The organism is Microbacterium galbinum (genome assembly GCF_023101185.1).
Taxonomy (GTDB): Bacteria; Actinomycetota; Actinomycetes; order Actinomycetales; family Microbacteriaceae; genus Microbacterium; species Microbacterium galbinum.
Window position 1 is genome coordinate 2,071,648 of the sequence record NZ_CP078077.1, and the last position, 24,694, is coordinate 2,096,341.

General features: G+C 69.4%; 22 protein-coding genes. 9 read left to right on the forward strand and 13 right to left on the reverse strand.

Annotated features, from left to right (window positions below):
• Nucleotides 1-51 precede the first annotated feature (51 nt).
• Genes KV396_RS10090 through KV396_RS10100 form a run of 3 tightly spaced genes read left to right on the forward strand, consistent with a single transcriptional unit; the run spans nt 52 to nt 3,688 of the window.
• The gene (locus tag KV396_RS10090) at nt 52-1,026 is read left to right on the forward strand and encodes an ABC transporter permease (RefSeq protein ID WP_247632851.1); all 975 of its coding nucleotides are present in this window, start codon (nt 52-54) and stop codon (nt 1,024-1,026) included.
• Nucleotides 1,023-2,000, forward strand: a complete 978-nt coding sequence (locus tag KV396_RS10095; protein ID WP_247632850.1) for a carbohydrate ABC transporter permease — start codon at nt 1,023-1,025, stop codon at nt 1,998-2,000. The genes KV396_RS10090 and KV396_RS10095 overlap by 4 nt, the downstream gene beginning before the upstream one ends.
• A 59-nt stretch (nt 2,001-2,059) precedes the next feature.
• Nucleotides 2,060-3,688 (forward strand): extracellular solute-binding protein, encoded by a 1,629-nt coding sequence (locus KV396_RS10100; protein ID WP_247955633.1) that lies wholly within the window; start codon nt 2,060-2,062, stop codon nt 3,686-3,688.
• Between the two features lie 298 nt (nt 3,689-3,986).
• Here the strand turns inward: KV396_RS10100 and KV396_RS10105 are convergent, their stop codons facing one another.
• Genes KV396_RS10105 through KV396_RS10115 form a run of 3 tightly spaced genes read right to left on the reverse strand, consistent with a single transcriptional unit; the run spans nt 3,987 to nt 8,569 of the window.
• Nucleotides 3,987-5,153, reverse strand: coding sequence for an ROK family transcriptional regulator (locus KV396_RS10105; protein WP_247955634.1), 1,167 nt, complete (start codon nt 5,151-5,153; stop codon nt 3,987-3,989).
• Between the two features lie 34 nt (nt 5,154-5,187).
• Nucleotides 5,188-6,135 (reverse strand): acetylxylan esterase, encoded by a 948-nt coding sequence (locus KV396_RS10110; protein WP_247955635.1) that lies wholly within the window; start codon nt 6,133-6,135, stop codon nt 5,188-5,190.
• Nucleotides 6,125-8,569, reverse strand: coding sequence for a glycosyl hydrolase family 95 catalytic domain-containing protein (locus KV396_RS10115; RefSeq protein ID WP_247955636.1), 2,445 nt, complete (start codon nt 8,567-8,569; stop codon nt 6,125-6,127). Before KV396_RS10115 ends, KV396_RS10110 begins: the two co-directional genes overlap by 11 nt.
• A gap of 163 nt (nt 8,570-8,732) precedes the next feature.
• On the opposite strand from KV396_RS10115, the gene KV396_RS10120 reads away from it, so the two are divergent.
• Nucleotides 8,733-11,204 (forward strand): X2-like carbohydrate binding domain-containing protein, encoded by a 2,472-nt coding sequence (locus KV396_RS10120; protein ID WP_247955637.1) that lies wholly within the window; start codon nt 8,733-8,735, stop codon nt 11,202-11,204.
• 68 nt (nt 11,205-11,272) lie between these two features.
• Here the strand turns inward: KV396_RS10120 and KV396_RS10125 are convergent, their stop codons facing one another.
• The 3 genes from KV396_RS10125 to KV396_RS10135 form a co-directional block, all read right to left on the reverse strand.
• On the reverse strand, nt 11,273-12,178 hold the full coding sequence (locus tag KV396_RS10125) for a VOC family protein (RefSeq protein WP_247955638.1): 906 nt from the start codon (nt 12,176-12,178) through the stop codon (nt 11,273-11,275).
• The gene (locus tag KV396_RS10130) at nt 12,175-12,333 is read right to left on the reverse strand and encodes a hypothetical protein (protein ID WP_247955639.1); all 159 of its coding nucleotides are present in this window, start codon (nt 12,331-12,333) and stop codon (nt 12,175-12,177) included. Before KV396_RS10130 ends, KV396_RS10125 begins: the two co-directional genes overlap by 4 nt.
• Before the next feature lie 69 nt (nt 12,334-12,402).
• Nucleotides 12,403-13,275, reverse strand: a complete 873-nt coding sequence (locus KV396_RS10135; RefSeq protein ID WP_247955640.1) for a nucleotidyltransferase domain-containing protein — start codon at nt 13,273-13,275, stop codon at nt 12,403-12,405.
• A 20-nt stretch (nt 13,276-13,295) separates the two neighbouring features.
• Here KV396_RS10135 and KV396_RS10140 point away from each other — a divergent pair, with 20 nt between their 5' ends.
• The 3 genes from KV396_RS10140 to KV396_RS10150 all read left to right on the forward strand — a co-directional run bounded on the left by KV396_RS10140 (nt 13,296) and on the right by KV396_RS10150 (nt 16,515).
• Nucleotides 13,296-14,297: a TerC family protein gene (locus KV396_RS10140; RefSeq protein WP_247955641.1), complete on the forward strand. Its 1,002-nt coding sequence runs from the start codon at nt 13,296-13,298 to the stop codon at nt 14,295-14,297.
• A 105-nt stretch (nt 14,298-14,402) separates the two neighbouring features.
• A complete protein-coding gene (locus KV396_RS10145; RefSeq protein ID WP_247632840.1) occupies nt 14,403-15,692 on the forward strand; it encodes a hemolysin family protein in 1,290 nt (429 codons plus the stop codon).
• Nucleotides 15,693-15,903: 211 nt separating this feature from the next.
• Entirely contained in the window at nt 15,904-16,515 is a 612-nt protein-coding gene (locus KV396_RS10150; RefSeq protein ID WP_247955642.1) for a DUF4333 domain-containing protein, read from the forward strand.
• Nucleotides 16,516-16,553: 38 nt separating this feature from the next.
• Here the strand turns inward: KV396_RS10150 and KV396_RS10155 are convergent, their stop codons facing one another.
• The 7 genes from KV396_RS10155 to KV396_RS10185 all read right to left on the reverse strand — a co-directional run bounded on the left by KV396_RS10155 (nt 16,554) and on the right by KV396_RS10185 (nt 22,760).
• Nucleotides 16,554-17,444, reverse strand: a complete 891-nt coding sequence (locus KV396_RS10155) for an SDR family NAD(P)-dependent oxidoreductase (protein WP_247955643.1) — start codon at nt 17,442-17,444, stop codon at nt 16,554-16,556.
• Between the two features lie 55 nt (nt 17,445-17,499).
• On the reverse strand, nt 17,500-18,963 hold the full coding sequence (locus tag KV396_RS10160) for a PepSY-associated TM helix domain-containing protein (RefSeq protein ID WP_407665597.1): 1,464 nt from the start codon (nt 18,961-18,963) through the stop codon (nt 17,500-17,502).
• Nucleotides 18,912-20,150 (reverse strand): Dyp-type peroxidase, encoded by a 1,239-nt coding sequence (locus KV396_RS10165; protein WP_247955644.1) that lies wholly within the window; start codon nt 20,148-20,150, stop codon nt 18,912-18,914. The genes KV396_RS10160 and KV396_RS10165 overlap by 52 nt, the downstream gene beginning before the upstream one ends.
• Complete coding sequence (locus KV396_RS10170; protein WP_247955645.1) at nt 20,150-20,677, reverse strand: copper chaperone PCu(A)C; 528 nt, start codon at nt 20,675-20,677, stop codon at nt 20,150-20,152. The genes KV396_RS10165 and KV396_RS10170 overlap by 1 nt, the downstream gene beginning before the upstream one ends.
• A gap of 11 nt (nt 20,678-20,688) precedes the next feature.
• Nucleotides 20,689-21,312, reverse strand: coding sequence for a copper resistance CopC family protein (locus KV396_RS10175; RefSeq protein WP_247955646.1), 624 nt, complete (start codon nt 21,310-21,312; stop codon nt 20,689-20,691).
• A 120-nt stretch (nt 21,313-21,432) separates the two neighbouring features.
• On the reverse strand, nt 21,433-22,038 hold the full coding sequence (locus tag KV396_RS10180) for a hypothetical protein (RefSeq protein WP_247623296.1): 606 nt from the start codon (nt 22,036-22,038) through the stop codon (nt 21,433-21,435).
• Nucleotides 22,039-22,232: 194 nt separating this feature from the next.
• Complete coding sequence (locus tag KV396_RS10185) at nt 22,233-22,760, reverse strand: small multidrug efflux protein (RefSeq protein ID WP_247623295.1); 528 nt, start codon at nt 22,758-22,760, stop codon at nt 22,233-22,235.
• A gap of 154 nt (nt 22,761-22,914) precedes the next feature.
• On the opposite strand from KV396_RS10185, the gene KV396_RS10190 reads away from it, so the two are divergent.
• Nucleotides 22,915-24,078 carry a sensor histidine kinase gene (locus tag KV396_RS10190; RefSeq protein WP_247955647.1) on the forward strand — a complete coding sequence of 388 codons (1,164 nt, stop codon included), beginning with the start codon at nt 22,915-22,917 and terminating at the stop codon, nt 24,076-24,078.
• A complete protein-coding gene (locus KV396_RS10195) occupies nt 24,075-24,677 on the forward strand; it encodes a response regulator transcription factor (protein WP_247955648.1) in 603 nt (200 codons plus the stop codon). Before KV396_RS10190 ends, KV396_RS10195 begins: the two co-directional genes overlap by 4 nt.
• Nucleotides 24,678-24,694: the final 17 nt, after the last annotated feature.

The following is a 24,694-nucleotide window of genomic DNA, read 5'->3' on the forward strand; positions in this document are numbered from 1 at the left end:
CTCGGCGGTGTTTATATTACGACGTAAAGTAATTCTCCCGAGAAGGCAGACATGACGCTCAGTGTCGAGCAAGACCTCCCCACCGCGACAGCGGCGGCACCCGCGGAACGACGGAAACGGCAGTCCCGGTTCCGCCGCAGCCTGCGCCGCTACTGGCAGCTGTACCTCCTGCTGCTGATCCCCATCATCTGGTTCATCGTGTTCCGCTACATCCCGATGGCCAACGCGGTCATCGCGTTCAAGAACTACAACCCGATCGACGGCGTCTGGGGCAGCCCCTGGGTGGGCTTCGACAACTTCGCGAACCTCTTCCGCAACCCCGTCTTCCCGCGCCTGGTCGGCAACACGTTCATCCTCGCCGCGTACACCCTGCTCGCCAGCTTCCCGCTGCCGATCATCCTCGCCCTCGCGCTCAACGAGGTGCGACTGCGCTTCTTCAAGCGCACCGTGCAGATGGTCACCTACGCGCCGTACTTCATCTCGACGGTGGTCGTGGTGTCGATGACGATCCTGCTGCTCTCGCCGCGCGTCGGACTCCTCGGGCGCACGTTCAGCTTCTTCGGCGCGGGGCAGGTCGATCTGCTCGCCAGCGCCGACTTCTTCCGGCACATCTACGTCGCCACCGACATCTGGACCACGACCGGGTACTCGGCCGTCATCTACCTCGCCGCCCTCGCGTCGGTCGACACCTCGCTCTACGAGGCCGCCAAGATCGACGGCGCGAGCAGGCTCCAGAAGATCTGGAACGTCGACATCCCGGCACTGCTGCCCACGGCATCCATCATCCTCATCCTCGGCGTCGGCAACATCATGGCGATCGGGTTCGAGAAGGCGTTCCTGCTGCAGAACGCCCTCAACCTCTCGACATCCGAGATCATCCCGACCTACGTGTACAAAACGGGCATCCTCAACGCGAACTTCAGTCTCGGGGCGACGATCGGGCTCTTCAACGCCGTGATCAGCCTCGTGCTGCTGCTCGTGGTGAACACGGTGTCGAAGCGAGTGACGGGAAACGGACTGTGGTGACCACGATCAACACCGAGGCGCTCCTGACCGAAGAGGTCGTCGTCGCGAAGAACAAGAAGCGCCGGCCGAAGCGCGACCCGCTCACCCGCGGCGTCAAGGTCAAGGAGACCAAGACCGACCGCGTGTTCATCGCCGCGGCCTACATCCTGCTCACGGTCTTCCTGCTCGTCGTGCTGCTGCCGCTGCTGAACATCCTCGCGAGCTCGGTCTCGAGTCCCCAGGCCGTCTCGGCGGGACGCGTGCTGTTCTGGCCCGTCGACTTCACCCTCCGCGGCTACGAAGAGGCGCTCGGCAACCCCGCGATCCTCCGCGGATTCGGCAACTCGATCTTCTACACCGTCGTCGGCACGCTCATCAGCGTGCTCGGCACGGTCGCCGTCGCCTACCCGCTCTCGCGGACCCAGCTCTTCGGACGCAAGGTCATCACCGGTGGCGTCGTGTTCACGATGCTCTTCAGCGGTGGCGTCATCCCGATGTACCTCGTCGTGCAGTCCCTCGGCCTTCTCGACACCCGCTGGTCGATGCTGCTGCCCAACGCGATCGGCGTCTGGCAGGTGATCATCGCGATCGTGTACTTCCGCTCGGCCGTGCCCGACGAGGTGTACGAGGCGGCACAGCTCGACGGGGCATCCGAACTGCGCATCCTCTGGACCATCGTCGTGCCGCTCGCGAAGCCCCTGCTCGCCGTCATCGCCCTGATGTACGCGATCATGCAGTGGAACTCGTACTTCGACGCCCTGCTCTACCTGCGCAACGCCGACCTGCAGCCGCTCCAGCTCGTGCTGAGAGGACTCCTGATCCTCAACGACTCGGGCGGGGGCGGAGACGTCGCCGAGCAGCTGCGGCGCCGTGAACTCGCCGACCTCATGCGGTACTCGACCGTCGTCATCGCGACCATCCCGATGCTCGTCGCCTACCCGTTCGTCGCGAAGTACTTCAACAAGGGGATCATGGTCGGCGCCGTCAAGGGCTGACCCCTCTCACAGACCCACCACCACACACCCCCATTACCCGGGCAAAGGAGATTCCGGCAATGAGACACAGCATCATCCGAGGAGCGGCGGCCGTAGGCGCCCTCGCTCTCGCCGCAGGAGCGCTGGCGGCATGCACGTCGCCCAGCGACGACAACGGCAAGCTCGTCGCGTTCGGCCCGCAGGGCGACAACGGCTCGCTCAAGGACAACGCGTTCACGAAGCTGCTCGAGGAGAAGCTCGACATCGACTTCGACTGGCAGACCACCACCTACGACGGCAGCGTCGCCGGAGAGAAGCGCCAGGTGTCGCTCGCCAGCGGTGACTACCCCGACGCGTACTTCCTCGTGCCGTGGGTCGACGCCTTCTCGCGCAGCGAGGTGCTCAAGTACGGGCAGCAGGGCGTGCTCGTGCCCCTCGAAGACCTCATCGACGAGTACGCGCCGAACCTCAAGGAGCGCTTCGAGGAGAAGCCCGACTGGAAGCAGTCGGTCACCGCGCCCGACGGGCACATCTACGCGATCACCCAGTGGACCGAGTGCTTCCACTGCAGCTACCCGTCGAAGCTGTGGGTCAACTCCACCTGGCTCGACAAGCTGGGTCTCGACCAGCCGACCGACACCGAGGAACTGCGCGAGATGCTGCGCGCGTTCAAGAACGACGACCCGAACGGCAACGGCAAGGCCGACGAGGTCGCGCTCAGCGCATCGTCGGGCGAACCGGTCATCAACTACTTCATGAATGCCTTCACCTACGCCCCGTACGGCTCGCCCACGAGCCCGCCGCCGATGGTGCTCGACGGTGACAAGGTGACGCTCTCGGCGACCACCGACGGATGGCGCGAGGGCCTGAAGTACATCTCGTCGCTCGCCGACGAGGGGCTCATCGACACGGCGTCGTTCACGCAGAACGGCGAGTCGCTGCGCGCGCTGGGTGACAACGCCGAGGCCGAGATCCTCGGTGCCGCGGCGGTGCTGCACCCGTACGAGATCGTCACGCAGGATTCGCCCGACGGGCGCGACACGCACTACGACGCGGTGCCGCCGGTGAAGGGCCCGGACGGCACGCAGTACGCGACCTACCGTTCGCCGATCAGCTCGCTGGGCATGTTCGCGCTCACGAACAAGTCGAGCGAAGAGGAGCGCATCCAGGCGATCAAGGCGATCGACTACCTCGTGACCGATGAGGGTGACAAGCTCGGCGCCATGGGCCCCGAGGGCGAGGCCTGGGTTCCGGCGGAGCCGGGCGACGTCGCTCTCGACCCCGAGCTCGAGCCGACCTTCAAGCCGCTCACGTACGACGAGACCTCGAACTCCGCCTGGCGCTCGATGGCTCAGTACTGGGACTCTCTCGAGTTCCGCAACTCGCAGGTCGTGCCGGAGGACATCTACGCACCCGACGGGTACGAGCGTCGTCTGCTCGAGGCCACGAACCTCTACGAGCCGTTCGCTCCCGACGAGAGCCTCGTCTTCCCGTCGGAGAAGCTGTGGCCGAACCCCGACACCTCGGCGGAGATCGCCGAGCTGCAGACGAACATCGCGACCTACATCACGCAGGCGCAGGCGGAGTTCGTCACGGGGCAGCGCGACATCAACGACGACGGCGCATGGCAGTCGTACATCGACGACCTGAACGGCCTGGGCGTCGACCGCTACCTCGAACTGCAGCAGGAGCTCTACGACGCACTGTGAGCGAGTGAGGTGAAGGACTGCCCGGCGGATGCTTCCGCCGGGCAGTTCTGCGTGGGGTGACTGGTTGCGACGCTTCGACAGGCTCAGCGACCCAGCCGACGGGCGGAGCGGGACCGGTGAGGGGTCAAGACACGCCCTACGCGCCGTCCGCCGCGCGGCGTGTTTTGACCCCTCAGCGAGAGAACCGGGTCCCTGAGCCTGTCGGGGCCCGCGAGAGACCGGGTCCCTGAGCCCGTCGGGGCCCGCGAGAGACTGGGTCCCTGAGCCTGTCGAAGGGTCCCGCCCCGCGGAACCGAGCTCAGCGCACGAGGGACTGGATCGCAGCCGCGGCGGCCCCGCGGGCCCAGTCCTCGAAGGTGTGCGGGCGTGCGACGATGCGACAGCGCGCCGCGGCGCCGAAGGCGTGCGCCTCGAAGGCGCTGCGCAGCGTCTCGTCGAAGAGGTCGAAGTTCGACACGCCCTCGCCCCCGATGATGACGAGTTCGGGGCCGGTGAGGTTCACGAGCGTGGCGATGGCGGTGCCGACGATCTCGGCCGCCTCCCGGAACGCCGCCTCGGCAGCGGGGTCTCCGTCGTGGGCGAGGCGCACGGCCTCGTCGATGCCGATGATCCGACCGTGCGCGGCCGAGACGGCCGCTTCGATGGCGGGGGTCGCGGCCACGGCCTCGACGCAGCCGTTGCGCCCGCACGGGCATACGCGTCGGGGATCGGCGAGGGGCAGGTGCCCGATCTCGCCGGCGACCCCGTAGGCGCCGCTGACGACCTGGCCGTTCACGTGCAGTCCGCTTCCGATGCCGCGGCCGATCGTGACGATCGCGAACGAGGCCGTGCCGAGGCCGATGCCGAACCAGTGCTCGCCGACGGTGAGCGCGTGCACGTCGTTCTCGAGGGTCACCGGCCGGCCGATCCGGTCGCGCAGCCGCGCGGCGAAGTCCTCGTCGGTCCAGCCCATGATGGCCGACTCGCGCACGATGCCGTGGCGGCTGTCGACGTCGCCCGAGATCGAGACGCCGAGCCCGGCGATCGCGGCGGACCGCGGCCCGAGCTCGCTCTCGAGAGAGGCGGTGACCTCGACGATGGCCTCGAGCACGGCATCCGGGTCGTGGGCCGCGAGCGCACGGTGCTCGGAGGCGAGCACCGTGGTGGTGAGGTCGGTGGCGACCGCGATGACCTCGTCGACGTTCACCTTCACACCCAGCATGATCATCGCTCCGGGCACGATCGACACCGGGGCGACGGGTCGCCCGGGATTGCCGTCGCGGTGCTCGGCGGGCGGTGCATCGACGAGGCCTGCTGCGACCAGCGGCGACACGGCCTTCGTGACCGCGGCCTGCGAGAGGCCGGTGTGCCGGGCGATCTCGATACGGCTGATCGGGCTGCGCGTGAGGATGGTCGCGAACACCTTCGATCCGGCATCCGATGCGGATCGGATGAGGGTGGTGCGCGTCGACGTGTCGTGGTCCATCAATTCCTCGTTCGTTATCGGCAACCGTAGCGAATCACGGGCGCAGACGGGCGGCGGCGAACTCGAGGGCGTTCTCCTCGTCGAGGTCGCCGCCGGCCTCGTGGCCGTTGTCGGGCCAGAGAACGACGTGCTTCTCGCCCCCGTAAGCCGTGAAGGCGGGGAGCACGGATGCCGGGGGCGTGACCCCGTCGCGCAGCCCGGTGCTCAGGATCGCCGGAGCGTTCGCGCGCTTCGCGTGGTTAACCGCGTCGAAGTAACGGAGGGTGTCGAGGGCCGCCGCCCGATCGAGCCGGCGGTCGGCGAAGTACTGGGTCAGCAGGGCGTACGGTGCCTCGTTGCTCAGGTCGGCGGCGCGGTTCAGTTCGCTGAGGAAGGGGGCCTGGATGATCGCGACGGCGAGGTCGGGCACGAGCCCGGCCATGGCGAGCGCGATCCCGCCGCCCTGACTGGCGCCGACGACGCCCACACGCGATGCGTCGACCAGGTCGAGCGAGCGGAGGGCCTCGACCGCCCGCACCGCGTCGGCGTAGACACGACGGTAGTAGTACTCGTGCGGCGAGCGCAGGCCGCGGGTGAGGAACCCGCCGGCCGAGGGGCCGCCGTCGGGATGGTCGTCGTCGGTGTCGCCGTGGCCCTGCCCGCGGGCGTCGACCACGAGATGCGCGTAGCCGGCGGCGGCCCAGCGCAGGTCGCGGAGGGCGTGTCCGCGGCCGTTGCCGTATCCGAAGAACTGCACGAGGCCGGGGAGCGGTGCGGTGGCGCCGTGCGGCACGCGCAGCCAGGCGCGGATCTGCGTGCCGCCGAATCCGGCGAACGTCACCTCGAACACGTCGATCGCGGTCAAGCGGGTCGGATGCGGTTCGATCGTCACGCCGAGCGGATGCTGTCGCGTCTCGTCGAGCGTCTCGGCCCAGAAGGCATCGAAGTCGGCGGGCTCGGTCTGCGTGGTCGGGGTGTCGACCGTCACGAACTCACCGCGCATCGGACGCTCCGATCACGGAGACGGCGCCGACCGGCACCGAGAGAGTGCCGCCCGCGGGCACGGTCAGCGTCACGCGGTGCCCGTCGTGCTCGACGTCGACCGTGCGGTCCTCGGCGAGGCGGTTGTGCAGGATCGCCTCGGTGAGGTGCCCCTCCGACCACGCGACGTCGGCGACGAGGCCGGTGCGCACGCCGATGCCCTGCACCTCGCCGGTCGTCCAGGCGACGGGGAGCGCGGGCAGCAGACGCACGACGCCGCCGTGGCTCTGCACGAACATCTCGGCGATCGCGGCCGGGAAGCCGAGGTTCGCGTCGATCTGGAACGGCGGATGCGTGCTGAAGAGGTTCGGCAGCAGGCCACCCCACTCCGAGCCGTCGACCGGACCGTGGCGGGTGGCATCGCCGTCGAACGGCGTGAGCGCCTCGTCGAGCAGCGAAGCGGCGGTCTCGCCGTCGCCGATGCGGGCGCGGAGCGCGATCTTCCACGCCCACGACCACCCCATCGCTCCGGGGCCGCGCGCGTCGAGCAGGCGGATGCCGGCATCGAACAACTCGGGGGTGCGTTCGCGCGTCGTCACCTCGAGCGGATACATGCCGAGCGCGGGGGTGAGGTGGCGGTGCAGCGGCTCGACCTCGACCACGTCGGCCGACCACTCGCTGATGCGCCCGTCGGCACGGATGCCGACCGGGGCGAGGGCACCGAGCGCGCTCGTGATCTCGGCCGCGAGCGTCGGGTCGTCGAGGTCGAGGGCGTCGATCGCCTGGAGGGCGCGTTCGAGCAGGCCCTGCACGAGCAGCAGATCGGATGCCGACGTCAGGCCGATCGCGGTGCCCTCGCCGTCCGAAGCGAAGAACGAGTTCTCCGGGGAGGTGGAGGGGGACGTGCGCAGGCGTCCGTCGGCGTCGGGCACGAGCCAGTCGAGAGTGAACTCGACGGCGCCGCGCAGCACGGGCCAGATGCGGGCGCGCAGAAGGTCGCGGTCGCCACCGAACTCGTAGGCGTCCCAGAGGTTGTGGGTCAGCCAGACGCCGCCCATCATCCAGATCGCCCAGCTCGGGGCGCCGTGACCGTCGCCGACCGGCAGCGCCCAGCCCCACACGTCGCTGTTGTGGTGGGCGACCCAGCCACGCGCGCCGTAGAGTTCGCGGGCGACGTCGGCGCCGTTCTCGGCGAGCTTCTCGACGAGCGCGAGCAGCGGCTCGAAGGAGTCGTCGAGGCCGAGCACGGGAGCCGCCCAGTAGTTCATCTCGGTGTTGATGTTGATCGTGTAGTTCGACGACCAGGCCGGGCGCAGCTCGGCGTTCCAGATCCCCTGCAGGTTCGCGGCCGGGCTGCCCGCGCGCGAGCAGGAGGCGAGCAGATACGCGCCGAACTCGGCGATCACGGTCGTCTTGAGGGCGAGGTCGTCGCCGCGCAGCAGGTCGCGCTCGACGTCCCAGGTGCCCTCGCGCCGCCCGCCGATCGCGAACCGCGCGCGCGTCAGCCGTCGCCGGTCGGCGACGTGCTCGTCGAACAGCGTGGATGCCTCGCGGCGAGCGGCGGCATCCGCCTGTTCCGCCGCGCGGTTCCGGATCGTCTCACGCGAGACGTTCCGCCACTCCTCCTCGCTCGCGCCGGCCCACCACGACGCGGCGCGAGACGAGGAGGAGAGGAAGATCAGCAGGCGCCGGGCGCCGTGGACGGCGACACCGTCGGCGGTCACTTCGACACGGCCGTCGGTGCGCCACGCGACGGATGCCGCGGCGAAGGCGTCGTAGCCCTCGTCGTCGGCGTACCGCAGCGGCGTCTGCAGCGGTCCTTCGTGCAGAGGCGCTCCATCGATGGGGGCCACGACGCCGAGCGTCATCCCGCCGTCGCGGACGACGAGGCCATCGGTGTGCAGGGGAGTGGTCAGCGCGACGGATGCCGTGAACTCGGCGTCGGCCTCGATCTCGATCACGAGCACCTGCGCGGGCGCCGAGACCCACGACCGACGGCGCAGAGTGCCGCCGGGAATGCGCAGCGTCTCGAGGAGCACGGCGTCGTCGAGGTCGAGGATGCGCGCGGGGTCGTCCGGCTCGGCATCCTTGATCCGTACGTGCAGGTCGCCGAGCGGCAGGTACTCCTGCGAGTAGGGTCCCTCGAACGCCATGAGGAGGTCTTCGGCGCGGCGCACGTCGTCGGCGTCGAGCGCCGCGCGCACCTCGGCCAGGCGTGCGGGGCCCGCGCCCGCGGCGATCACGTCGCTCAGCGCGCGGGCGGGTCCGTCGGGCGTCCCCGACCACAGAGTGGAGTCGTTGAGGGCGTAGCGCGCGTCGGCGCCGCCGAAGGCCATCGCGCCGATCCGCCCGTTGCCGAGCGGGGCCGCTTCCTCCCATCGGGTCGCCGGGGCAGCCCACGAGAGCCGGAGATTTCCGGCGGCGGACGAGGGGTTTTCTGCTGCGGAGAGCGACATCGATCTTCCTGTCAAAACCTCGGATGTTTGCTTGCGGTCTCAGCGTATTCATGATTAATTACCGGTGTCAAGTAATTGGCCGGGCCGTCGGGTCCGGTTCTTTCCTGGGGACAACGCGACGGAGCGCCTGGGGTTTCACCGTCGAAACCACCGAGAGGAAATCATGTTCGACACCATCCGTTCGACAACACGGTTGCGATGGGCGGCGGGCTTCGCCGTCGGCGCACTCGTGCTCGGAGCAGGTGCCGCCACGGCATCCGCAGCATCCGCCACCGAGGTCTCCGCGACCCCGGTCACGGCGGCACTCGCGACGAGCGTCGTAGCCGCGACGAACACCGACGAGGAGTCCCTCGCGGACAAGCCCTACATGGGCTGGAGCAGCTACAGCATGCAGGTCTACGCCGGCAACGGGCAGGCCTGGATCAGCGCCGACCAGATCATCGCGCAGTCCGACGCCATGCACGAGAAGCTGCAGAGCCACGGCTACGAGTACATCAACATCGACGCCGGCTGGAACGGCAGCAACGACGAGTACGGCCGCCCGATCCCGAGCGAGACGCTGTACCCGAACGGCCTGCAGGCCGTGATCGATCACGTGCACGGCAACGGCCAGAAGATCGGCCTCTACTTCATCCCCGGCATCTCCGAATCGGTCTACGAAGCCGCGTACCCCGTCTACGGCGCCCCCGAGTGCACGACCGCCGACGTCGTCAAGCGGCCGCTGCAGCAGGCCGACTACTGGGGCATCGGCCACCGCATCGACTTCTCCACCCCCTGCGGCCAGGCCTACATCGACTCGATCGCCGACATGCTCGGCGAGTGGGGCATCGACTTCGTCAAGTTCGACAGCGTGACCCCCGGCTCCGGCGTCGGCGACCTCTCGCTCGATGCCCGCGACGACGTCGCCGCGTGGTCGCAGGCGCTGAAGCGCAACGACATCTGGTTCGAGCTCTCCTGGGCGCTCGACATCCGCTACGCCGACTACTGGAAGGAGCACGCCGACGGCTGGCGCATCGACTGGGATGTCGAGTGCTACTGCGAGAACGAAGCTCTCACCACGTGGGACAACATCGCCCGGCTCTTCCCGAAGGCCGCCGAGTGGTGGCGGCACGCGGGGCCGAACTCGGGCTGGAACGACTTCGACTCGCTGAACGTCGGCAACGGCAAGATGGACGGCCTCACCAAGGACGAGCGCCGCACCGCGGCCACGTTCTGGGCCGTGTCGTCGGTGCCGATGTACGTCGGCAACGACATGACCAACCTCGACGCCTACGGTCTCGAGCTGCTCACCAACGACGAGGTCATCGCGGTCAACCAGGCCGGGCGCCCCGCGCACCCCGTCTCGACCGGCTCGTCGCGCCAGACGTGGTTCTCGACCAACCCCGACGGCTCCGTCACGGTCGCGGTCTTCAACCTCGGACGCACGGACGCCGACATCACGGTCTCGCTCGCCGACCTCGGCGTCGAGGGCGAGGTCAAGGTGCGCGACCTCTGGAAGAAGAAGAACCTGGGCAAGGCGACCGGCGAGTTCGTCGCGACCGACGTGCCCGTGCACGGCACCCGCCTGTTCACCTTCACGCCGGCGAAGAACAGCACGCTCACCCTCAACGACGACGACGCACGGCTCACCTACGAGGGCGCATGGACGCGCAACGGCGGCGCCGAGGTGCCCGCCCGCGCCCAGGCCCTGACGGTCTCGTCGTTCGACTCGTCGCAGGGCGGCACGGCTCCCGAGCCCGGCCCGTCGAACGTGCGCACGATCAACAACAACGACCCCGGCATCGTCTACAGCGGTACGTGGAGTCAGAGCGGCGGTCGCGGCATGGGCGACTACCAGGACGACGTGCACTACAGCGAGGCCAACGGGTCGGCGTTCGAGTACTCGTTCGTCGGCACCGGGATCGACTGGTTCACCGAGACGCACTCCTCGCAGGGGGAGGCCGAGATCTACCTCGACGGCGTGCTCGTCGACACGGTCGACACCTTCCAGGCCGACGGCCGCGGGGTGCAGCAGCAGGTCTACAGCGTGCGCGATCTTCCGAACGGTTCGCACACTCTGCGCGTCGTGAAGAAGTCGGGCCAGTTCATGCTGAACGACCGCCTCGACATCGTGCAGGAGGGCGTGATCGACGTCGACCACCTCGCTTTCGACCGGGCGGCCCCGGCGGATGCCGTCGTCACGCTGCTGCGCGACCCGAGCGAGCTGCAGAGCATCTCGCGCGACGGCACGTCGCTCACCGACGGCACGGACTACACGATCGCGGGTGACGAGATCACCTTCGCGAGCGGGTTCCTCGCGGCGCTGCCGGATGGCGACACCGGGCTCGAGCTGAGGTTCCGCGGCGACCACCGCGACGACGTGCACGCCACGGCCGACGACGGAGCGGCGGTCTCGTTCACGTTCAGCGGCAAGAAGCTGACGCTGACCGGCGCGACCGGACCCGATCAGGGCACCGCCGAGATCTACCTCGACGGCAACCTCGTCGACACGGTCGACCTGCACAGCGACACCCGCCTCACGCAGCAGGTGCTCTTCACGCTCGACGACGTGAAGAAGGGGGATCACACGATCAAGATCGTGAAGACCTCGGGCGACCTGCTCCGCTTCGACAGCCTGTCGTACGTGACGCGGTAGCCCGATGAGACCAGGGGCGCGGGTGGAGTGTGTGCCGCCCGCGCCCCTTCTTCTTTGCGTGGATGCCGTCAGGGGGCGTCCGGCGTGATGACGAGGCGCGTGCCCCACGGGTCGGCGAGGCGTAGCGCGTGTCCATCGTCGGCGCCGTCGACGCCGTGCGAGCGGATGCGGTCGGCGAGCGCCTCGACGTCGTCGCGGGTGGGCACGACGATGCGCACATCGCCGAGGCCGAGCGAGGCTGCCCGAGGCCCTGCCCCGGCGCTCTGCCAGGTGTTCATGCCGATGTGGTGGTGGTAGCCGCCCGCCGAGACGAACAGGGCGCTGCCGAGATCGGCCGTCACATCGAACCCCAGCACTCCGGCGTAGAACGCCTTCGCCGAGGGGATGTCTCCCACCTGCAGGTGCACGTGACCGATCGCCGCCGTGTCGCCGGTGGTCGCGGCATCCGTCGTCAACCACTGCTGCAGGAACGCGTTCGGGTCGAGGGCGAGCGAGGCCATCTGCACCCCGCCGTCGGGCAGGATCGTCCACTCGTCGCGCGGACGGTCGTGGTAGAGCTCGAGGCCGTTGCCCTCGGGGTCGGTGAAGTAGAACGCTTCGCTGACGAGGTGGTCGGCGGAGCCGGTGAACGTCTGCGGAACGCGCTCGGCCATCGACAGGAGGGATGCCGCGAGCTGGTGCTGATCCTGGAACAGGATCGCCGTGTGATAGAGCCCTGCGCCGCGCGGGTTCGCGTTCGGCAGGTCCTTCTCCTGGCGGAGCCGCATGATCTTCTGCGTGCCTCGGCCGAGGGTGGCCGTGGCTCCGGACTGGTCGAGCACGTCGAGCGTGACGGCCTGCTGGTAGTACGCGGTCATGGCGTCGAGATCGCGCACGAGCAGTTCGACGGTGTCCATGCGCGTGTCATCGGGTGCCGCGCCGGCGGTCGAGACGGATGCCGCGCGCCACGCGCCGGCCGCAGGTGTCAGGCTCATGCGCCGATGGCCTTCACCGACCACGCGGGGAAGTCAGGTGCCCAGGCGAGGCCGGCGGCGGCGAGCTTCTCGCGCGGCTGCACGACCTTCACTCCTCCGGCGGCGACATAGGCGAGGGAGAGGATGCCGGCGACGATCCAATAGGCGATCAGCATGGTGCTTCTTTCGGTTGATTGACATTTCAACTAACGCGAAGAAGCACGCGGAAATTCCGCGGTCGCAGGTCAGCGGGAGTACCCCGCCTGCAAGCGACCGCCCGCGCGCTCGAGTTCCTCGCGGACGCGACCGGCGAACGCGGCGTGATCGTTCGAGAGAAGAGGAGCGCTCAGGCGCTCGGCGCGCTCGGGATCGAACTCTCGAAGACGCCGAGGAAGGTACTTCCCCGCGCCGATCCATCGATGATTCGTCAGGAGGACGAGTTCCGCCGTCCGCTCGAAGAGCGCTGACGCGAGCACGTGCAGTTCCAGGGGATCGGTCGCATCGACGAAGTCGTCGAGGATGTCGGTGATCACGTACCGGCGGTGGTCGCGTTCCACCGGGGTGAGTACGGGCCCCTCGGCGTATCGAGGCTCCCATGCGCGTCGGTAACCGGCACGCTCCTCGTCTCCCCGCACGGTGACGCCGTCGAGAAGCATCTGCACGATCACCGGTCGGTGTTGCTCCAGACCTCTCGTCGCCCAGATCTCGTAACCCGCGGACGTGTAGGCGAAGACCTCGAAGACCTCGCCCTCGAACAGATAGGTCGCGGCGAGGCTCTCGTGGCCGTCGTCGAAGAGATGATCACCGAGGATCAGGAGGTCGATGTCGCTCGTCGGAGTCCGCTGCGATCGCGAGGTGCTCCCGGCGAGGACGACGACGTCCGCCCGAGGAAAGTGCGCAGACACGAAGCGTTCGATGAGTGGGAAGAACTCCATGCCAGACGAGCGTACTGGCGTCTCAGGGCACCTCGTCAGAAAGCATCCGTCCGCATGCTCTAGACTGATCTCACCAAGGGGAGTACTCCGCCACGGTGGTTTCGTCATTACGGATGCGTTCGCATCCCGGGCCGCCGGTTCCTGATCGAAGGAATGGAGAAGACTTTGGCGCTGCTGCCGCATACGCCGAGTCTGGAGTCCTCATGGATGTCACCCCCCTGATCTGGATCATCACGATCGCCGTGACGATCGCGTTCTTCGTGTACGAGTTCTTCGCGCACGTGCGCACACCTCACGAACCGTCGATCGGCGAGTCCGCCCGCTGGTCGATCTTCTACATCAGCCTCGCGCTGCTCTTCGGTGTCGGCATCGGCGTCGTGTCGGGATGGACCTTCGGCGGTGAGTACTTCGCCGGGTACCTGACCGAGAAGGCGTTGTCGATCGACAACCTGTTCGTCTTCCTCATCGTGATGACCGGATTCGCCGTGCCGAAGAAGTACCAGCAGAAGGTGCTGATGATCGGCATCGTGATCGCCCTGATCCTGCGCGGCATCTTCATCGCCGTCGGCGCGACGCTCATCGAGAACTTCTCGTGGATCTTCTACCTGTTCGGCGCGCTGCTGCTCGTGCTCGCCTACCGCCAGGCGTTCAGCAACCACGAGAGCAACCCCGCCAACGGCCGGTTCATGACGTTCGTGCGCCGCCACCTGCCGGTCAGCGACGAGTACAACGGCGACAAGCTCACGGTCGTCAAGAACGGCAAGCGCTTCGTGACCCCGATGCTGCTCACGATCATCGCGATCGGGTTCATCGACCTCGTCTTCGCCGTCGACTCGATCCCCGCGATCTACGGGCTCACCGACCAGGCGTACATCGTCTTCACCGCCAACGCCTTCGCGCTCATGGGTCTGCGCCAGCTGTACTTCCTCATCGGCGGCCTGCTCGAGCGTCTCGTCTACCTGGCGCAGGGCCTCGCGGTCATCCTCGCCTTCATCGGCGTGAAGCTCGTCTTCCACGCCCTGCACGTCAACGAGCTGCCCTTCATCAACGGCGGCGAGCCCGTGCTCTGGGCGCCCGAGATCCCGATCTGGTTCTCGCTGCTCTTCATCGGTGCGACCATCGCGGTCGCCACCGTCGCCAGTCTCCTCAAGACGCGCCGCGATCCCGCGGCCGTCGCCTCCGCCACCGAGAACACCGACAAATAAGGAGCCCTCCTTGAACGCCCACTGTTCTGACTCTTCGGACTCTGACAGTACGAGCGCCCGGTTCACCCCGGGCGCGCACCCCCGCACCGAGCAGGTGACCCGCTGATGGGCGACCTGCTCTGGAACATCGCCCTGGTCTTCGCGTTCGTCCTGATCGGCGGTGTCTTCGCAGCGACGGAGATGGCGCTCGTCACGCTGCGCGAGAGCCAGATCAACGCGATCGGCCTGCGCGGCAAGCGCGGGGCGAAGGTCGCGGCTCTGGCCCGCAACCCCAACACCTTCCTCTCGGCAGTGCAGATCGGCGTGACGGTGGCTGGCTTCGCATCGGCGGCCTACGGAGCGACCTCGATCGCGCCGTCCGTCGCGCCGCTGTTCGAGTCGTGGGGTCTGGATCCGGCGATCTCTCTCACGATCGCGACGATCGTGCTGACGCTCGTGATCGCCTACCTGTCGCTCGTGCTCGGCGAGCTCGTGCCCAAGCGCCTCGCGATCCAGCGCAATGCGCAGTTCGCGTACGCCGTGGCGCCCGCGCTCAACGGCTTCGCGATCGTCATGCGGCCGGTGATCTGGCTGCTGTCGGTGTCGACGAACGCGCTCGTGCGTCTGCTCGGCGGAGACCCGAACAAGACCGGTGAAGAGCTCAGCGACGAGGAGGTGCGCGACATCGTCGCCTCGCATCAGGGTCTCCCCGATGACGAGCGCCGCATCCTCGACGACGTGCTCTCGCTGCGCGGACGTCAGATCAGCGAGGTCATGCGGCCGCGTCCCGAGGTCGTCGCGCTCGACGAAACCGCGACGGCCGCCGAGGCGATGGCCCAGGTGCGCGATCTGCCGTTCTCGCGCTACCCCGTCGCCGACAAGTCGATCGACGACATCATCGGCTTCGTGCACGTGCGCGACCTGTTCGAGGCGGCGGGCGACGATCCGTCGCGTCCCGTGCAGACGCTGCTGCGTGACATCCCGTACATCCCGTCGACCGCCCGCGTGCTGCCGACCCTCACACGCATGCGCGCCGACGGGCACCACATCGCGGTCGTCGTCGACGAGTACGGCGGCACCGACGGTCTCGTCACGCTCGAAGACCTGGTCGAGGAGGTCGTCGGCGAGATCTTCGACGAGTACGACACCGCCGAGATGGATCTCCCGGGCGGAGCGATCGACGGCCGTCTGAACCTGCAGGACTTCGAGGAGGCGACCGGTCTCGAGCTGCCCCGCGGTTCGTCCGACACGATCGCCGGGTTCATCACCGAACAGCTCGGACGCCTCGCCGTCGTCGGCGACACGGTCGAGGTGCCGGGCGCGACGATCCAGGTCGCCGAGCTCGACCGCCGCCGCATCGCCCGCGTGCGGGTGACTCCGCGCGCGGAGGAGGAGGAGCCGGCCCCGGCCGTCTGACCCTCGCCGCGCCGTCCCCGAGCCACCCCTCGCCGAGCCACCCCTTTCTGCGCGAGCCACCCCTCTGCGGGCGGTGCGGAAAGGGGAGGCTCGCTCGTTGAGGGGTGGCTCGGCGAGTATCGAACGGATGCCGCGGCGCCGAGCGCGGGAACGCGACGTGCACCTGGCGTGCCGATACTCTGGGCGGGACATCGACACGGGGGACACTTCCATGCGCACTTCTCGACTGGCCATTCTCACCGCCGCTGCCGGCCTTCTCGCCACGGCGCTCACGGGCTGCACCTTCTCGGCATCCGCCACCGCGTCGCCCGACGACATCGCGACGCTCGCGGAGGACGCGCTCGAGGCCGAGATCGGCCAGCGCCCCGAGATCGACTGCGGCGACGACAGCATCCCCCTGAAGGAGGACTCGGTCGTGCCGTGCCTTCTCACCGATCCGGCCAGCGGTGCCGAGTTCGACGCCGACGTCACCCTCACGAAGGTCGACGGCACGAACGTCACGGTTTCGGTGCAGGTCGCGGATGCCCCGAACAATGCTCCCGCACCCGAACCGAGCGAGAGCCCCGCGACCGACGCCGGTGGAACCCTGACTCTGACCGCCGAGGAGATCGGCGTCACCGCTGCGCGGGCGCTGACCGACGCGGGCGTGCTCCCGAGCCCGAGCGTGCTCTGCCCGGGCGGATCGCACGAGGTGTCCAACGGCTACAGCCTCGAGTGCACCGCGATCCAGGGCGGCGATCAGTATGCCGCGACCGTCACGATCTCCGAGATCGAGGGGTCGTCGTATTCCGTCAACGTGGTGATCCCGGAGCTCGCCGGCTGATCCCGCTCGCCGGCCGATCCCGCCCCCGGGCTGATCGCTCAGGCCGGGAAGGCGACCCCCGTCGCCGTCTCGGCGGCCGACCACAGCGCCGCCCCCGTCGCGGGTGAGCGCACGGCATCCGAGGCGGCGACTCGCTTCGGCGCTCCCCGGAACTCGAGCAGCCCACCCGGCCCCCAGTAGTCGCCGCCCGCGGCATCCGTCGCCGTCGACGCGTGCACGATCGGCAGAGCGCCGGCGTCCTTCCCCTGCACGAGCGCGCGCGTCGGACGGGCCAGCGCCCGCATGAGGCGCGAGCCGGCGGCGAGACCGGGCCGTTCGGGCGTGAGTGGGTCCACCGCGTAGCCCGGATGCGCGCAGAGCGACGAGCGCCCGGATCCCGACCACCGGCGGTTGAGTTCGAACGCGAACGCCATGAGCGCCGCTTTCGAGCGGCCGTACTGACGCAGCGACGATCCGCGCCAGGGAGCGGTGATGTGCGCAGGATCGAGTTGCGCGAAACGGTGCGCGAGCGAGCCGACCGCCACGACCCGGGCGTCGGGCGCAAGTGCTCGGCCGAGCTGTGCGATCAGGGCGAAATGACCGAGGAAGTTCGTGCCGACCATGATGTCGAGCCCGTCGGCGGTGCGGGCATCGGGTGTCGCCGCCTTCACGCCGGCGTTGCAGATCACGGCGTCGAGCGTTTCGCCGATGCCGGATGCCGCCTGCGCGACGCTCTCGAGCGATCCGAGGTCGAGGGGCAGCACGCGCAGATCGGCGTCCGCCACCCGGGTGCGAACGGCGTCGACCGCCGTCGCCGCTCGCTCGGCGGAGCGGCATCCGAGCAGTACCCGCGCCCCGCGGGTCGCGAGCTGCTCGACGCACCAGTAGCCGATGCCGGCGTTCGCTCCGGTGACGAGGATCGTGCGGCCGCGCAGATCGGAAGCATCCATTCCCCCAACCTACGCGGCCGCCGTTCCCCGGGATCCCGAAGCGCGGATGCCGCGGCTACGCCGAACGTCGCGAGAGGAGCCCCGCGACCACGTCGATCAGCACGAACCCCACGAGGGTCCAGCCGACCAACGGGAGCCACAGTCCCACCACCGCGCCGACCGCCGCGACGGCCGCCAGCCCCCACCACGGGGCGTCGCGCAGCACCCCGCGCGGCGGTGGCGAGCCCCCGAACCTCCGTGCCGATCGCGGCGGTCGCCGCTTCCACCACATCACGTACCCGAGCACGACCATCCCGGCGATCGCGAGGGCGATCACGAACAGCACGATCTGGTTCGCGAGACCGAACATCACTCCCATGTGCAGGTCGATGCCCCACCGCGCGAGCTTCGCCGGTAGTGAGAACTCGGCGAAGTCGACCCGGTCGACGACCTGCATCGTCGTGCCGTCGATCGCGACCGAGTCGACCTCGGTCGGATAGCTCGTCTTGATCCCGCGCACGACCCATGCCGAGCCCGGCGCGGGGGGAGGGGTGATCTCCACGAGCCCGGTGTCGACGTTGGTGCGCTGCGCGATCGCGAGCACCGCATCGAAGGTGGCGGGATTCGCCGCACCGGTCGGAGGGGACACCGCCCCGTGGTGCTCGGCGTGCTCGTCGACCGGGGCATCCGCTCCGTCGAGCGCGGTCGTGAGCTGCGGCGTGCCCCAGTCGAGCGAGGCGCGCAGGCTCGAGACGTTCGCGCCGGCGAATTGCGACCAGGTGATGCCGGTGGCCGAGAGGAACAGCGCCCCGAGCACGACCCAGACCCCGAGAGACGCGTGCCAGCCGAAGGCCCGCCGATACCCGGTGTGCTTCGGGTTCGGCCGCAGCAGATCGCGCTTCGCGCGCGCCTTGCGGATGCGGATGATCCACAGCGCGAGGCCGGCCACGACGACGATCCCCAGCCACGACGCCGCGAGCTCGCTGTAGTACCGGCCGATCTCGCCGAGCTGCAGGTTGCGGTGCAGGTTGTCGATCCAGGTGCGCAGCGGCAGCGCCCCGCTCGTGCCGTAGACGGTGAGGTCTCCGCGGATCTCGCCCGTGCCGGGGTCGATGAACACGGCGCGGGACTCGCTCGCGGCGAGCCCGTCCTGCGCGAACAGGATGCGCGAGGTGTCACCCGGCTCGGGCGCGGGGCGCACCGCCGACAACGTCGCCTCCTCACCGACGTGTTCCTCGGCGATCCCGATCTGCTCAGCGAGCGTGAGCGACGTCGACGATGCCGGCGCGTGCAGCTCGTGCGCGTAGACGACCTGCTCGAGCGTCGGCGTGAGCGCGTAGAGCGCACCGCTCAACGCCGCCACCAGGATGAACGGCCCCACCAGGATGCCGGCGAAGAAGTGCAACCGCAGCATCAGGGCCCCGAACCACCGGGGCTTCGTCGCGCGGCCCGGTCGGGAGGCGGCCGTTGGCGCGGCCTCCGTGACCGTCACGACGAGCCGCCCAGTAGCGTCTCGCCGATGAAGCCGCCCTCGCGGCATCCGGGCGGGATCGCGAACACGGCCGAGCCGATCGGCGTCGTCCACTCGTTGAGCAGATCGAGGTCGGCGAGCCGTTGCTGCATCGGCGTGAACTGCCGATCGATATCGGCCTGGAACGACACGAAGATCAGGCCGGACTCCGACACGCTCGCGCCTGCCGGACGCTCGTCGTAGTTGTAGGCGCGACGGAAGATCTTCTCGCCGTCGACGCCGCGGGCGCGACGCATGTGCGCGAACGGCGGGATCACGGGGAAACCGACCGCCGTGGTCGCGTCGAAGTCCGGTTCGTCGAACTCCTGCGTGCCGGTGAGCGGTGCGCCGTTCGCGAGCGTGCGACCGACGGATGCCTCGCGCCCGCTGCGATCCAGGCGATCCCATTTGTCGAGGTCCATCCGCGTACGGCGCACGACCATCCCGGTGCCGCCGGCCAGCCATCCGTCCTCGACCCACACGACGGAGTCGAACTCGGTCGTGCCCGGTTCGGGGTTGGCGGTGCCGTCGACCTGGCCGAACAGGTTGCGCATGGTCGTGCCCGGGCGCTCGGTGCCGTACGCGCGGCGGAAGCCCTGCTGGCTCCAGCGCAGCGACGCGAAGCTGCGGGCGTCCTTCAACAGCATCCGCGCCGCGTGCGCGACCGTGAGCGGATCGTCGGCGGCGATCTGCAGCAGCAGGTCGCCGTCGGAGAACTCGGGCTGCAGGCGATCGATCGAGAAGGCCGGCAGCCCAGCGAGCCAGCTCGGTGCTGACCCCGCCGCGCGCGCGACGAGGCCCGGGCCGAACCCGAACGTGACGGTCAGGCGTGCGGGGGCCGCAGCGAGCTCCGGTTCGGAGTCCGCGAGCGCCGCCTTCCCCTGCGTGAGGCGGGCGGCGTCATCGGTGAGGATGCGCAGCAGCCGGGTGAGGCCGTCGCGATCCGTCGTGTCGAGCAGGTCGAGGGCGAGGAACAGTCCGTGCGCTTGCGCGGCGGTGTCGATCCCGGCCTGATGCGTGCCGTGGAACGGCACGGTCTCCTCGCCGTTCATCGGCGTCGAAGCGGGGGCTGCGGTGCCGGCGTCCTGCCGGTTCAGGGCGTAGTCGACCCCGATCGCCGCGACCGCGCCGACACCGGCGACAGCCCCTCCGAGGAGGAACTGCCGCCGGGTCGACCCGGAGCGATCGGAGCGCGCACCCTCGGTGCGCGGGGGCATCAGTGGTCCATGCCCTCGTGGTCGTCGCCCTCGTAGTTCTCGTTCGCGCCCGAGTAGTCCTTCACCGGAGCGGTGAAGGCGTACGTCGAGTCGTCCGAGAACGTGAGGGTGACGGTGACCTCGTCGCCCGCGCTGAGGGCGCCCGTGAGCCCCATCAGCATGATGTGGTCGGCACCGGGCACGAGCTCCAGCGAACCGCCGGCGGGGATAGAGAAACCGCCCTCGATCTCGCGCATGACCATCTCGCCGGCCTCGTTCTCGACGGTCTCGTGCAGCTCGACCATGCCGGCGGCGTCGGTCTCGGCCGACACGATCGTGACTGCATCCGTGCCGCTGTTGGTCAGCGTGCCGAAGGCCGCCGACATGTCCTCGTCGGTGGCCTTGACCCAGGCGTCCTCGATGGTGACGGTCTCGCCTGCGGGGGCCGCCTCGGTGGGCGTCTCGGCAGCGGCGCATCCCGTGAGGGCGAGCAGCGAGACGGCGACGAGCGCGGTCAGACGGGACAGGTTCTTCGTGGGGGTGTTCATGGAAATGCCTTTCACTTCTCTTCCGCGGCGTCGCCCTCGGCGGACGCGGCGGGTGCCGTCTTCGGACGGCGGAGGATTCGATACAGGACGAGGGCGACGACGGCGATCGCCGCACCCGCGCCGCCGACGAGCAGCAACCGCAGGCCGCCGTCGGTCTCATCAGTGGACTGATCCGTGGGATCCGAGGCGTCCGGAACGTACGAGGGAGCATCGGCATCCGTCGGTGCCTGCGTCGCCGTCATCGGTTCGGCGTCGCCGATCGTGAACGGGACGATGCCCGAGATCGGATGCCCGTCCTCCGAGACCACCTGCCAGCGCACCTGGTACCCGGCATCGGGCATTCCGGGCTCGACCGTGGCGGTGACGGTGTTACCCGAGACCTCCACGTCGCCGGTCGCCCAATCGCGACCACTCTCGTCGATCACGAGCACGACCGCGCCCTGGGTGGAATCGCCCAGCACGAGCAGCTCGCCCGAGTACGTCAGGGTGATGTTCTCGGGCGCCGTGGCCAGACTCTCGTCGGCTTCGGGCGTGCTGTGGACGAGCGAATCATGGGCGGATGCCGGCACGGCCGTCGCGAACACCGCGACAGCCGCCACCGCCATCCCGACCGCGAACCTGCGGGCAGGAGACATGGATGACAGACCTCTCAACGGGCGCCGGGAAGCCGACGCCGCATGTGCGTTCGGATGCCCGCGCGGCAGCGTGCCGGCGCAGGCGTGATCACCTGACGGCGCAGAGGCCGCAGGCGCGGATCAGATCGCGGGGGAGAGGGGTGGCGCTCGACCGCGCAGGGTCGACAGCAGCAGGGCATCGCGCAGGGCGACGGGGGAGGAGAAGACGGAAGGGGCCGCGAGCGGGCGCGCGGGTGGCACGAAGGTCGCCGAGGCGACCCGACGCTGCACCCAGCGGATGCTCTGCTGCGCGAGATCGCGCAGACCGAGGAGCAGCCTTTCACCGCGGTGCAGAGCGGCGATCGTGAGGGCGGCGGCGACCACGTGTCCGATCCACATGGTGCCGTCGGCGACGACGGCATCCGGGATCGCGCCGGCGGCCGGGAGCACCAGCGGGGCACCGTGCACGTGCGGGGCGACGACGCCCGACGGCGTGATCGTGCCGAGCACGAAGAGCGTGTGGAAGAGGAACTGGCTGACCGCCACCGAGATGCTCAACCGGATGACCGAGAGCCGGCGGCCGGCGAGGAGCACGCACACCATGAACGAGAGCACCCACGGCACGAGGATTCCGAGCGGCCCCGGCATCGCCCCGCCGGCGGTGACGTGCCCGGCCAGTGCGACGAAGATCGCCACGGCGGATGCCGCGAACCCGCGCAGGACGGCGGGTCTTCTGGACGGGTGCACGCGTCCATTCTGTCAGGTCGCCGAAACGCCGCGAACGAGGGGCGTCAGATTCTCCGACGCCCCTCGTTGTACTCGACGGGCCCTTCCCCAGGGCCCTCAAGTGATCTCCCCGATCACGTCGGTGCTTCGGGCACCACACCCGAGGGGCGGCGGTCCCCACATGCCGCCCCTCATCTCCCTCCGGAGATCTCGCGTCAGGCGATCACGTGCACGGCGCCGCCGACGATGATCGTCAGGAGCGTGGTCCAGGCGACGATCGCGAGTCCCTGCCAGAAGAGGATCCGCGTCTTGCTCACGCCGGTCGCGGCGAGCATCGTCGCCGTGAACTGCGTCGGCAGCAGCAGCGGGCCGAGCAGGCTCACCCCGGGAACGCCGTAGCGCTCAAGAGCGTTCTGGAACTTCTGTTTGCGCGGGCTCGCCGCCTCCGGCGTCTCGATCGCCGCTGCGTCGCCGCCGGCCGCGACGAGCTGACGGGAGCGGTTGCGCTGCACGATCGCCTGCCGTGCGCCGGAACTGGCGAGCACGAGCACCAGCACGCAGAGGAAGTTGCCGACGATGCCCGCGATGGCGGCGACGACGGGATGGATGCCGCCGATGATGCCGATCGAGGCGGCGCCCTCTCCCTCGATGAACGGGACGGCGCCCGCGAGGGCGACGATGAGCGGCTGAACGAGCTCGGGCACCTGGGCGACCAGGTTCTGGAAGGTCTCGATGAGGTTCATGGTGTCCTCCGGGTCTGTGTGGCAACGGTCTCTCCGTTGCGATGCATCCAGTTCACCCGCTGGGGCCCGATCGCGGCAGTGCCGCGGTGTCACCGGAATCCACGCGCTCCGCACGACCGAGGGGTGACAACTGTCACGGCTCTAGGGTGGTGGGGTGAGCACCCCCTCGACACCCGGAGCCCGCCAACTCGCGCGCGGCATCATCGCCACCTGGTGGTACACGGTGTCGGGTGTGCTGTTCCTCGAACTCATGCTGGTGTTCTTCTGGACGGTGCTCGCGTTCGCCGAGCCCGAGAGCATCGTGCCCGGCATGATCGTGGCCATCGGCGGCCTGATCTGGTGGGCGTCCACCGCGCTCCTGCTGCGCGACTACCGGCACCGCGTCGATGCCGAGCCCGGCGTCGCATGGCGGAGCATCCTCCTGCCGATGACCGTCGCGGTGGCGTTCGGCGTCGTCGCGGGCATCGCGCTGGGCAGTTGGCAGCTCGCGCTCATGCCCATCGTCCAGTCGCTCGCGCTGCTGAACTGGCCGGCGGGTGTGCGGTACCGCGTGACCATCGCGGCGGTGCTGGTCATGGGGGCGCTCGGATTCATCGATGCGCACGACGAGGCGGCAGCCGTGTGGTGGATGCCGATCTTCTACACCGCGCTCCTGCCGATCATGACGGTGAGCACGCTGTGGTGGTGGGATGTGCTGAACACGCTCGACCGCGCCAGAGCCTCCGAGGTCAGGCTCGCGGCCACCCAGGAGCGTCTGCGCGTCGCCACCGACGTGCACGACCTGCAGGGGCACCATCTGCAGGTGATCGCGTTGCAGCTCGAACTCGCCGAGCGACTCATGCCCGTCGACGCGGATGCCGGCATGGAGCAGCTCCGCGCGGCGCGCTCCAGCGTCGACGACGCACGGCAGGGCACGCGCGACCTCGCCACCCGCTTCCGCTCGGTGCCGCTGGGCGACGAACTCGCCAACGCCCGCGACCTGCTCACCGCCGCGGGCCTCGAGGTCGAGGCGCGCATCGCCCCGGACGCGGCATCCGCGCCGGCATCCGCCCTCGGGCCGGTGATCCGCGAGACGACCACGAACGCCCTGCGCCACGGCGGCGGCGCGCGGGCACGGCTCACCCTCGCTCGAGACGGCTCGCACTGGCGGTACACGATCGCGAACGACCGTGCGGAGGGTGAGGAATCGGATGCCGATGGCTCGGGCCTCGACGGTATCCGCCGCCGTCTCGCCGAGGTCGGCGGAGCGCTGGAGGTGCGCGACGACGGCGGGGAGTTCGTCGTCACCGCGACCGTCCCCGCGGAGGACGCGCGATGATCCGCGTGCTGCTGGCCGACGACGAGGGCATGATCCGGTCGGCGCTCGCCGCGTTGCTGCGGCTCGAAGACGACATCGATGTGGTGGCGGAGTGCGGTGACGGCGACGAAGCGGTGGCCGAGGCGCTGCGCCTCGAGCCCGACGTGTGCCTGCTCGACCTCGAGATGCCGGGCCTCGACGGCGTGCGGGTCGCCGAGCGGTTGAATCGCGCCATCGCGACCCGCTGCGTCGTCGTCACCCGCCACGCGCGGCCGGGTGTGCTGCGTCGTGCGCTGGCATCGGGGGTGTCGGGCTTCCTCCCCAAGTCCCGCGGAGCGAACGAGGTCGCCGCGGTCATCCGCAAGGTCGCGGCCGGCGGCAAGTACGTCGATCCGGAGATCGCCGCCGATGCCCTCAGCGACGAGCGCTCGCCGCTGACCGATCGCGAGCTCGACGTGCTGCGTGCGGGGCGGCGCGGCGAGACGACCGGGCAGATCGCCCGCATCCTCTCGCTCGCCCCGGGAACCGTGCGCAATCACGTCTCGGCGATCCTCGGCAAGCTCTCGGTCGCGACCCGCCAGCAGGCGGTTCTCCTCGCCGAGGAGCGCGGGTGGATCTGAGCCGCCTATCCTGGCAT